Here is a 9,037-nt window from a genome sequence, read left to right on the forward strand (position 1 = left end):
TCAGTGGCCCCTGGATGTGAGGAAGCGGACGATGTCCAGGAATTCGGCGCGGACGTCCGGGGGCATGTCCGCGCCGGTGAGATGATCTTCGGCGGCGTCGAGCCGGTGCTTGGCCTCGCTCTCGGCCCACGCTCGGCCACCGGCCTCCTCGACGAGCCGGGCGGCGTCGTGCAGGTCGGATTCGGACAGCGGCAGGGGATCGGCCAGCAGGCGGGCGAGCCGTTCACCGGCCGGCGTGTCGCTGGTGAGCGCGGCGACGATCGGCAGCGACTTCTTGCGGGCACGCAGGTCGGAAAGGACTGGTTTGCCGGTCGTCTCGGGGCTGCCCCAGATGCCCAGCAGGTCGTCGACGAGCTGGAAGGCCAGACCGGCTTCGGTTCCGAAGGCCGTCAGGGCGACGACCAGCGGAGCGGGGCCGTTCACCACGGTCGCACCGATCGAGCAGGCACAGGCCAGCAGGGAGCCGGTCTTCTGCGTGGACATCCGCCGGCACTCCGCCAGGCTCACGTCCGTGAGCTGTTCGAACTCCAGGTCGAGCGCCTGACCGGCGATCAGCTCCCGGGTGGCGACGGCCAGGTGCCGGGCGGCCCGCAGGCCGGGGAGGCCGCCCTCCTCAAGCAGCAACTCCCCCGCGAGCGAGAGCAGGGCGTCGCCGGCGAGGATGGCCGCGGAGCAGCCGAAGACGGTCCACGCGGCCGGTCGGTGCCGCCGCATCCGGTCGCCGTCCATGATGTCGTCGTGCAGCAGTGAGAACGCGTGCACGAGTTCCACCGCGGCGGCGACCTGCAGGCCCTGCTCCTGGCTTCCCCCCGCCGCTCTCGCCGACAGGATGGCCAGCGCCGGCCGTAGCGCCTTGCCGCCGGAGGCGGCGGGCAGGCCCGCCGGGTCGGCCCAGCCGAGGTGGTAGGCGGCGACGCGCGAGGTCAGTGGGTCGAGCCTGGCCACGGCGTCCCGGAGCACGGGTTCCACGAGCCCGCGGGCGACCACGACCGAGGGCGGGATGACCGCCGTCACCGGGGACGTTCCCTCTCCAGATGACGCCTGACCAGGAAGGTCGCGTTGAGTCCGCTACGCACGGCAGCCTCCATCGTGTCGGGCCAGCCCGTGTCGGTCCACGCGCCGGCGAGAAACAGTCCGGGCCACCGGGTGGCGGCCTCGGGGCGGAGCGCGCCACTGCCGGGGCACTGGCGGAAGGTGGCGCGACGTTCCCTCGTGACGAAGAAATCGATGATCCGTGCCTGCCGCGCTCCCGGGAAGATCTGCTCAAGCGCGGGTACGAACGTGGCTCGCACCCGCGCGGTGGGTACGTCGATCCACTGGTCCGCCGCGGAGACCGAGACCGCGAGGTACTGGCCTTCGCGCAGTCCCGCGGCGCCGGTCTTGTCGAACACCCACTGCACGGGCGAGTCCACGACCGCCGCGAACGGCACCCGGGTGACCCGCCGGTCGTAGACGACGTGCACGTTGACGATCGGGCTCGCGTCCAGGCCGCGCCAGCGCTCCCTGCCGGGAGCGGCCTGTTCGGGGACCAGGGCCGCGGCCTGCTCGTGCGCCGTGGCGACGATGACGGCGGGCGCCTCGACCCGGCTGCCGTCCACGATCACGGAGCCTCGCTCGATGGCGGTGACCTTCGCCGACAGGCGTACGGCACCGCCGCGCCGTTCGATGGCGGCCCGTGCCGCGTCGCCGTGCAGCTCGCCGAGGGGCACGGCGGGAACGCCGATGTCGGCGGCTCCCGCCCGGCCGAGCAGCGCGGTCTTGAAGACCATCGCCGCGGGCCCCAGGGCCGCGCCCTCGACCCCGACGTTCAGGGCCGCCATCGCGAACAGCTCCCAGAGGGCGTGTCGCGCGCGCTCGCGCTGCCCGTGGGCGGTCAGCCAGCTCCCGAGGTCGGTCAGGTCCAGCGCGGGGTCGGCCGGGTCGAGCCGGCGAAGGGCGAGTGAGACCCGCATCGCGCGCAGCCGGTCGGCGGGCTTGAGCAGCCGGTATCCGGCCAGCGCCGGCAGCAGGTGGAACGGTCCCGGCAGCATCCCGCGTCTCAGCCGCCCGTACCGCCCCGCGGGGGTGAGCACCCGTACGTCGAACCGGTCCTGCAGGTGTACGCGCCCGGCGACGCCGAGCCGGTCGAGCAGGCCGCGGTAGGCCGTGCAGCAGCGGAGGAACACGTGCTGGCCGTTGTCGACGCTCAGCCCGTTCCTGACGAAGGAGTGGGTGGCGCCGCCCAGCCTCGGCCGGGCCTCGTACAGGGTCACGCGGTGACCGGCCTCCCCGAGCGCGACGGCGGCGGCGATGCCCGCCAGCCCGCCGCCGACGATCGCGACCGGAGCGCCGTTCATCGGGCGGCCCCCGCCAGGGCGCGCGCCGCCACCATCGCCTTCTGCCACGGAGGCAGTGACAGCCGCGAGGCCAGTGCCTCGGCGGGATCCGCGGCGATGCGGCCGAGCAGGCACCGGTAGATGCCGGCCATCGCCGCGGTGCACGCCGCGCTGCGCACGTCGAGTGCGGTCAGCAGGCGCATGCCGTCGTCGAACCAGTCGCGCGCCCGGTCGGCCTCGAACCGCATCAGCGCGGCGAGCCGGTCGGGAGGGTCGGTGAACCTGCCGGAGGAGTCGATGTTCAGGGTGCATCCGAATTGCCTGAGGTCCTCGGCGGGGAGGTAGGTCCGCCCGGCCAGCCGGTCCTCGCGCACGTCCCGCAGGATGTTCGTGATCTGCAGGGCCACTCCCAGCGCGTCCGCCAGGTGCGCCACCCTCGCCGCGTCCCTGCCGTCGCTCTTGCCGTCTCTGGTGCCCGCGGTGCCGAAGACTCCGAGGGAGAGCCGCCCGATCGACCCGGCGACGCATCGGCAGTAGGAGAGCAGCTCGTCGAAGTGCTCGTAGGTCTCCCCGCGTACGTCCGCGGCGCAACCGTCGATCAGCTCCTCGAACGCCGACAGCGGCAGTGGGTAGCGGAGGGCGGTGTCGTGCAGCGCGACCAGCACCGGGTCCTCGGGGTCGGGGCGTGCCGCGCCGAGTGTGGCGCGCGCGGCGGCCAGCTCGGTCAGACGCTGCCCGTCGGGGCCGTCTCCGTCGGCGATGTCGTCGATCCGGCGGGCGAACGCGTAGACCGCGCTGAGCGCGCGGCGCTTGGGAGTCGGCAGCAGCCGGAGACCGTAGGAGAAGTTCCGCGCCTGACCGCGGACGATCTGTTCGCAGTGCCGGTAGGCGTCAGCGGTGTCCACGGTCGTACCCCCTGCTCGTGAGGATCCGCAGCCAGGCCGTCAGGAACCGCGCGCCGCGCGGGCGCACGGCGCGGCCGAGAACGTCGTAACCGGCCTGGGCGAGTGCCGCGCTGGTGGCCCGGCCGCCCGCGATGTAGCCCGCGATGGCGAGGCGGGCGAACCCCGTCGCCGATCGGGCGAGCCGGTCCCCCTCGTCGAGCAGCCGGTCGGCCCGCCGCGTCTGGAGCGCGACGACATCGCGCAACCGCGCCGAGGCGGTGGCCGCGGCGAGATCGTCCTCGCCGCAGCCGAACCGGCGCAGATCCTCTCCTGGCAGGTAGACGCGGCCTCGGGTGTAGTCCTCCCCGACGTCCTGGCAGTGCTCGATGATCTGCAGCGCCGTGCACACGCGGTCGGACAGGGCCAGGCGGGAGGGGGTGACCATGTCGAACACGTGCAGCACGATGTGCCCGACGGGGTTCGCGGACAGCTCGCAGTAGGAGAGCAGGTCGTCGAAGGTGTCGTACCGGCTGACCGTCTGGTCGCGCCGGTTGGCCTCGATCAGCCGGTGAAAGGGCTCGGCCGGGACGGAGCAGGTCTCGACGGTACCCGCGAGCGCGCGGATGGCCGGCAGGCGGGGAGCCCGACCGGCGTACAGGCGGGCGAGGTCGTCGTCGACGGTGTCGAGCAGCCGGAGCGGATCCTCGCTCTGCGCCTCGTCCCCGATGTCGTCGACGGTCCGTGCGAAGCCGTACACCGCGAGGAGATGGCGGCGATGGGTACGCGGCAGTAAACATGAGGCGACCGGGAAGTTCTCCCTGCGCGCTTTGAGCATGACGCTCCGCGTATCGGCTCCCCTCAAATTCATAAATTGAGGTTGTCCCCGGCGGGCTGTTATAAACGCGGATGAACGATCTGCTGGTTTTTATCGGTGAGAGCTGGGAAAATATTTAGTATCGCGTTATATCTCTACCTTTGGAAAAATGGTTGTTATTTTGCCGGGAGGTGAGTCGGATCGGGTTGGGGTAAAAGCCGTCACAAAAAGCGGTACGGCTTTTGCGGCAGGTTTTTTCAAGGAGTGGTGATCTCACGAACGTCATGAAGGGGCGTGCGGCCGCCGGAGACGCCGTGGTCCCGGAGCGGTCCGATCCGCAGACCCGCGGCGCGGCAGCGGTTCACCAGTTCGGGCAGGGCACCGAGCCCCGACCGCCAGGAGCCGGGGGCCGAGGTGTGGTCGGAGTCGTGCAGCAGGAGCGTCGCCCCGCCCCGCAGGCCGGATGCCAGCGTGGCCAGCACCGAGGCCGGGCTCGCCGAGCGTGTCCAGTCCCTGCCCCACGCGGTCCACAGGACGGGACGCAGTCCCCGCAGACGGGCGGCGAGCAGTGTCTCGGCGCTGAGGACGCCGTAGGGCGGCCGGTACCACGTGGGATCGACGCCGGTGACGGCGGCGACCAGATCGGCCGCCCTGCGCGTCTCGGCCGCCATCCGGCCGGGGCGGGTCGTCAGGGCGTTCTCGTGCGACCAGCCGTGCACCGCGATCTCATGGCCCTCCGCGACGATGCGGCGGCCCAGCGCGGGGTGACGTTGGAGCATCTCGCCGAGGACGAAGAAGGTGGCCCGGCATCCGAGCCGCTCCAGCTCCGCGAGGAAACGCGGTGTGGATCGCGGGTCGGGCCCGTCGTCGAAGGTCAGCGCGACATGGTCGGCGAGGCCCACCCCGGCGAGGCCGGGCAGCAGCCGGCGCACGGAGGGCAGCCAGGTCGCCGCGGGCCCCACGTGCAGAACGGCCAGACAGGCGAGGGCCAACGCGGCACGGTTCACCGTGTCAAGTCTGGGTCACGGGGGCCGTGATGCCAACGCGACGCACGGTGCTGATCGTCAGTGCCGGTATGGGGGCCGGGCACGACGCGGTCGCGGTGGAGCTGGCCAGGCGGCTCGCCGCCGAGGGCGTCGAAGCGGAGATCGTCGATGTCCTGAAGCTGCTGCCGCTCCGGCTGGGAGTGGCGCTGCGCGGTTGGTACGGCTGGATGATGCGCTCCGCGCCCTGGCTGTACGCGCTGATCTACCGGGTCTTCTTCGTGCCGGACCGGGCGCCGCCGACCTCGCCGCTGACGATAATGGCCGCGGCACGGCTGCGCGGGCTCATCCGCCGCCGGATGCCGGCCGAGGTCGTCTCGACCTTCCACCTGGCCGCGCAGGCGGTCGGCCACCTGAGGCTACATGGCCGCCTGCCGGTTCCCAGTACCGTCCTGCTGACCGACTTCGCGGCGCATCGGCTCTGGTTGCATCCGGGCAACGACCGGTACCTGTGCTCGGATCAGGCGACCGCGCGCGTCGTTCACGCCGCGACCGGCCGCCCGGCGTTCTGTCACGCGCCCCTGGTACGCCCGGAGTTCCGGCGGTCAGCGGCCGACACGGCGTCGGTGCGTGCCCGGATCGGTGCCCGCGCCGGGGAGCGGCTGGTCCTCGTCTCGGCCGGCGCGTGGGGGGTGGGCGGAGTCGAGGAGACGGCTCGCGTGCTGGCGCGCTCGGGACGGTACCTGCCCGTCGTCCTCTGCGGGCACAACCGCGAGCTGCGCCACCTGCTGCGGCACACCGGCGTCGCCCTCGGCTGGTGCGACGACATGCCGGACCTGATGGCCGCCGCGTACGCGCTGGTGGACAACGCGGCGGGCCTGACCTGCCGGGAGGCGATGGCCGCCGGAGTGCCGGTCATCTCCTACCGGCCTATTCCCGGCCACGGCAGGGACGGCGCACGGGCCATGGCGCGGGCCGGGCTGAGCGTGTACGCGGATGACGCCGGGGAACTGCTCACCGCGCTGGATCGCCTCGGGTGCGGGGCGGAACGGATGCGGCGGATCGCCAGGGGAGCCGCCCTGTTCGACGCCGCGCCCGCGGAGTCCTTCCTCACCTCCGCGAGGCCCCTACCGGACGAGCGGCGACCGGCTCAGCCGGACACTGCCGTAGAAGATCAGCCCCACCCCGATGAGCTCCGGGACGACCCACCAGCCAAGCCGGATGTTCTCGCCGAACAGCGCGACGCCGTACATGATGCTGACGACGGGGTCGGCGATGTTGAGCGTCGGCTGCACGACCACCAGGGACGCGCTGCTCAGCGCGCTCTGCAGCACGAAGACGCTGAACAGGCCGGCCACGATCATGGCGTACAGCGACCAGCTGGTCAGTACGGCGGCGTCCTCCGCGGCGAAGATCTCGGTGTTCTCCTTTATCAGCGCGGCGGTGAAGGCGAATCCCAGGGCGGAGGTGATCCCGAGCAGGGCACCACGGGACGGACCGCTGCGGATCTTCGCCATCGCGACCAGACCGGCGGCGACGCCGACCGTCACGACCACGGTGATCAGCCAGATGTCCGTGGTCGGGGACCGGGTTGCGCTCTGTCCCGGATCGGCGGAGATGAGGAAGACGGCCAGCCCGACGGTCAGGATGCCGATGGCCAGCCATGACCCCCGGTCCAGATGGACGTGCAGGATGAGCGAGACGAGGATCATCGTGAAGGGCAGCTCGGTGACGAGAATGGGCTGTACCAGAGCGAGGGCGCCGAAGTTCAGCGCGGCCGCCTGCAGCAGGAAGCCCCCGATCAGCGCAGCCATGCCGCCCAGCCATGAGGGTTGCCGGATCAGGTATCCGATCAGCGCCAGCTTGAACACACGGCTCTGCGGTGCGGTTCGCGCCGCCTGCCGCTGCAGCACCGAGGAGAGGGCGTTGCAGGCGGCGGTGAGCACGGCCAGGATCGCCGCGGTCACCGGCGCACGGCTTTCCGGCTCCCGATGGTGTGCCGTCCGGCAATGAAGATCATCGAGCGCGTCACCTTTTCCGCGATGTCATGGTGCCTCGGCACCGTTCCGGCGACAGAGACATGGGCGGGCTATGGCGTGTTGACCGGCAGAACGCATCCCGTGGCGACGGCGTGTCCGCGGGACATGGATTCCTCCTCGACCTTGGCTTTCAGGGTCTGAGGGGAAGATCGCCCCCTGTCACGGGTTGATCACGTGATGCGGGCAATGTCACCTTAATTCAGTGGCGGAGGGCCGGGCGGTAAATGCCGCGCGCCACGCGGGCGGCGGTTCGGCACCGATCCGCCGCGAAGAATTCACCGGGGTTCTGGGGCCTTAGGGTTTTCTATGGTATTTGGCTGATATTTGTGGATTTGCGGGATGGCGGCGGTCGTCATCCGGAATGAGACCGCGACGGGTTCGCCGGAGAACGGTTGTCGGAGCTGCCTCCTACACTCCCGGCATGGATCTGAGACGGCTCACGGACGAGGTCGAGGCGGTGTCGAGCACCTATGCGCGCAGGCACGGGATCACCCGGGACGACACCTGGTTCCTGCTGAAGCTCCAGGAGGAGGTCGGCGAGTTGACGCAGGCGTTCCTGATGCGCTCCGGCCAGGCCAGGGACAAGGGGCACTCCGCCGACGAGTTGGAGCTGGGCTTCCGGTCCGAGCTCGCGGACGTCCTGTCGCAGCTCCTGGTCATGGCACGACATCACGGGGTCGACCTGGAGGCGGAGGTCGAGCGAAAGTGGATGCCCTGGCACCCCGACCGGCTTCCCGCCGACGGCCACGCTCCCTGATCGCCGATTCTGGGCCGTCGGCTCCTGGCACTGAAATCGCCCTGCAGCCGAGGCTCCCGCCGAGAGCGTCAGGAGTCGCGGAGCAGTTTGATCAGCAGGACGAGGATCAGAATGGCGACGGCCACGGCGGCGAAGAGGACTCCGAGGGCGACGACACCGATCATGATTAGTTCGGGTGTTTCGGGGAGGATGGGGTCGCTTCCCGCGTAGGCCGGCACGGTGGCTCCTGGTCAGATATGGATTTTTGAGGATATGTGATGTCGCCAGGGCCGGAAAGCCAGTCTGGCGCAAAAGGGTCGTACCTCTCACAGGCGGAGGTCTTGGCGCGGCCGACCGTCGTCCGTGCTCCCATACGACGACATGGGTCAAGTTGAGGTGGCCGGGATTCCCGTCTGAACTGCGTATATGGAGGACCATGGCGGGCGACGTCCGCGCTTCGGGCAGGGCACGTCGCGTCGATGTCGTCTGCTGTGCCCGTGCACCCGCGGTTACGACAAGGTCGTGCACGGTACGGGGCTCAAACGCGACATACGCTCTGAGTATGGTGCAAAGCAATGCGGAAAGCGTGGACGGCTACCTCGCCGAGGTGTCTGACGAGCGCAGGGCGGTCCTGACCGACCTACGCGAACTGTGCCGTACGGAGCTCAAGGGCTTCACCGAGGTCATGGCGTATGGAATGCCCGCGTACCAGCGGGACGGCACCGTTGAAATCGCCTTCGCAAGCCAGAAGCAGTACATCTCCTTCTATCTCCTGCGCAGCGATGTCCGCGAGGCCTTCGAGCAGCGCCTGGCCGGGCAGGACATGGGCAAGGGCTGCCTGCGCTTCCGTAAGCCGGAAATGATCGATCTCGGCCTCGTGCGGGATCTGCTGACGGCCACCGTGGCCGGGCCGGGCAAGATCTGCTGACGCGGAGGGGCGCTGGACCGGGTTGCGATACCCGGGTGGTACGAACCGCGGGAGACACACGCGACGGGTGGTGGGTGGGGACAACGGCAGCGCTCCGGGATGCGCCGGTGCCGCTCGGGGTGCGGGCTGAACCGTGCGACGACGACGGCGCGCCGATGGCTCCCCGGCCACAGGCGGACGCTCGTTCGACGATGTCGTCCCGCCGGGATGTGGGCCGACGAGTGTGCTGAGAGTCCTGTCGTCCGCACCGCCGGAACAACCCCAGCCGCGCGGGGGGCCGGCGCGGCCCCCCCCCCCCCCCCCCACGGGGGCAGCCGGGCGGGAGAGGGGGGGGGCGC

At 70.8% G+C, this 9,037-nt stretch carries 11 protein-coding genes and 1 pseudogene; 4 read left to right on the forward strand and 8 right to left on the reverse strand.

From position 1 onward, the window contains the following. The 5 genes from ABT130_RS37275 to ABT130_RS37295 all read right to left on the reverse strand — a co-directional run bounded on the left by ABT130_RS37275 (position 1) and on the right by ABT130_RS37295 (position 5,020). Entirely contained in the window at positions 1-1,014 is a 1,014-nt protein-coding gene (locus ABT130_RS37275; RefSeq protein ID WP_350917885.1) for a polyprenyl synthetase family protein, read from the reverse strand. Then, entirely contained in the window at positions 1,011-2,336 is a 1,326-nt protein-coding gene (gene hpnE, locus ABT130_RS37280; protein WP_350963720.1) for a hydroxysqualene dehydroxylase HpnE, read from the reverse strand. The genes ABT130_RS37275 and hpnE overlap by 4 nt, the downstream gene beginning before the upstream one ends. Then, positions 2,333-3,220 carry a presqualene diphosphate synthase HpnD gene (gene hpnD, locus ABT130_RS37285; protein WP_350963723.1) on the reverse strand — a complete coding sequence of 296 codons (888 nt, stop codon included), beginning with the start codon at positions 3,218-3,220 and terminating at the stop codon, positions 2,333-2,335. The genes hpnE and hpnD overlap by 4 nt, the downstream gene beginning before the upstream one ends. After that, the gene (gene hpnC / locus ABT130_RS37290; protein ID WP_350963725.1) at positions 3,207-4,034 is read right to left on the reverse strand and encodes a squalene synthase HpnC; all 828 of its coding nucleotides are present in this window, start codon (positions 4,032-4,034) and stop codon (positions 3,207-3,209) included. Before hpnC ends, hpnD begins: the two co-directional genes overlap by 14 nt. A gap of 236 nt (positions 4,035-4,270) precedes the next feature. Beyond that, positions 4,271-5,020 carry a polysaccharide deacetylase family protein gene (locus ABT130_RS37295; RefSeq protein ID WP_350963727.1) on the reverse strand — a complete coding sequence of 250 codons (750 nt, stop codon included), beginning with the start codon at positions 5,018-5,020 and terminating at the stop codon, positions 4,271-4,273. Positions 5,021-5,088: 68 nt separating this feature from the next. Between ABT130_RS37295 and ABT130_RS37300 the strand changes: the two are divergent. After that, positions 5,089-5,520, forward strand: a pseudogene (locus tag ABT130_RS37300) (MGDG synthase family glycosyltransferase); the annotation flags it as partial. Positions 5,521-5,567: 47 nt separating this feature from the next. Here the strand turns inward: ABT130_RS37300 and ABT130_RS37305 are convergent. Together ABT130_RS37305 and ABT130_RS37310 are read right to left on the reverse strand one after the other, a co-directional pair. Continuing rightward, the gene (locus ABT130_RS37305) at positions 5,568-5,915 is read right to left on the reverse strand and encodes a hypothetical protein (RefSeq protein ID WP_350917870.1); all 348 of its coding nucleotides are present in this window, start codon (positions 5,913-5,915) and stop codon (positions 5,568-5,570) included. Between the two features lie 208 nt (positions 5,916-6,123). Further along, positions 6,124-6,963 (reverse strand): DMT family transporter, encoded by an 840-nt coding sequence (locus ABT130_RS37310; RefSeq protein ID WP_350917867.1) that lies wholly within the window; start codon positions 6,961-6,963, stop codon positions 6,124-6,126. Positions 6,964-7,005: 42 nt separating this feature from the next. Here ABT130_RS37310 and ABT130_RS37315 point away from each other — a divergent pair, with 42 nt between their 5' ends. Both ABT130_RS37315 and ABT130_RS37320 read left to right on the forward strand, forming a co-directional pair. Then, on the forward strand, positions 7,006-7,176 hold the full coding sequence (locus ABT130_RS37315; protein WP_350917864.1) for a hypothetical protein: 171 nt from the start codon (positions 7,006-7,008) through the stop codon (positions 7,174-7,176). A gap of 280 nt (positions 7,177-7,456) precedes the next feature. Next, positions 7,457-7,792: a nucleoside triphosphate pyrophosphohydrolase family protein gene (locus ABT130_RS37320; RefSeq protein WP_350963729.1), complete on the forward strand. Its 336-nt coding sequence runs from the start codon at positions 7,457-7,459 to the stop codon at positions 7,790-7,792. Positions 7,793-7,860: 68 nt separating this feature from the next. On the opposite strand, the gene ABT130_RS37325 is transcribed toward ABT130_RS37320, so the two are convergent. Continuing rightward, the gene (locus ABT130_RS37325) at positions 7,861-8,010 is read right to left on the reverse strand and encodes a hypothetical protein (RefSeq protein ID WP_350917855.1); all 150 of its coding nucleotides are present in this window, start codon (positions 8,008-8,010) and stop codon (positions 7,861-7,863) included. A gap of 323 nt (positions 8,011-8,333) precedes the next feature. On the opposite strand from ABT130_RS37325, the gene ABT130_RS37330 reads away from it, so the two are divergent. Then, complete coding sequence (locus tag ABT130_RS37330) at positions 8,334-8,699, forward strand: iron chaperone (RefSeq protein WP_350963731.1); 366 nt, start codon at positions 8,334-8,336, stop codon at positions 8,697-8,699. The last annotated feature ends 338 nt before the right edge of the window (positions 8,700-9,037 follow it).

The sequence above is a fragment of the Streptosporangium sp. NPDC001681 genome, from assembly GCF_040298085.1.
Classification (GTDB): Bacteria; Actinomycetota; Actinomycetes; order Streptosporangiales; family Streptosporangiaceae; genus Streptosporangium.